The organism is Burkholderia sp. AU45251, assembly GCF_030482905.1.
GTDB classification, from domain to species: domain Bacteria; phylum Pseudomonadota; class Gammaproteobacteria; order Burkholderiales; family Burkholderiaceae; genus Burkholderia; species Burkholderia aenigmatica.
Map to the genome: position 1 here is coordinate 1 of NZ_JAUJQH010000080.1, position 861 is coordinate 861.

1 protein-coding gene is annotated in these 861 nt (G+C 67.1%); it reads left to right on the forward strand.

What is annotated here, in order from left to right:
- The coding region (locus QZM67_RS39820) for an AMP-binding protein (RefSeq protein WP_301811968.1) at positions 1 to 861 on the forward strand (861 nt) is incomplete at both ends.

The window sequence follows — 861 nt, forward strand, 5'->3', positions numbered from 1 at the left end:
TCGCTGATCAAGGCGGCCGAAGCCGACGACAAGGTGCATCCGAAGAGCTACGACCTGTCGAGCCTGCGCATCATCGGCACGGTCGGCGAGCCGATCAATCCGGAAGCCTGGATGTGGTATCACAAGCACGTCGGCCAGGAACGCTGCCCGATCGTCGACACGTGGTGGCAGACCGAGACGGGCGGCCACATGATCACGCCGCTGCCGGGCGCGACGCCGACCGTGCCCGGTTCGTGCACGCTGCCGCTGCCGGGCATCATGGCCGCGGTGGTCGACGAAACCGGCCAGGACGTGCCGAACGGGCAGGGCGGCATTCTCGTCGTCAAGCGCCCGTGGCCCGCGATGATCCGCACGATCTGGGGCGACCCGGAACGCTTCAAGAAGAGCTACTACCCCGAGGAACTCGGCGGGCGGCTGTATCTGGCCGGCGACGGCACCGTGCGCGACAAGGACACCGGCTACTTCACGATCATGGGCCGGATCGACGACGTGCTGAACGTGTCGGGCCACCGGCTCGGCACGATGGAAATCGAATCGGCGCTGGTCTCGCACGAACTTGTGGCCGAGGCGGCCGTGGTCGGCCGTCCGGACGATACGACGGGCGAGGCGGTGGTTGCGTTCGTGGTGCTGAAGCGTTCGCGTCCGGAAGGCGAGGAAGCGGCGGTGCTTGCGAAGACGCTGCGTGACTGGGTCGGCAAGCAGATCGGACCGATCGCGAAGCCGAAGGACATCCGCTTCGGCGACAACCTGCCGAAGACGCGCTCGGGCAAGATCATGCGTCGCCTGCTGCGCTCGCTCGCGAAGGGCGAGGCGATCACGCAGGATACGTCCACGCTCGAGAATCCGGCCATCCTCGAGCAG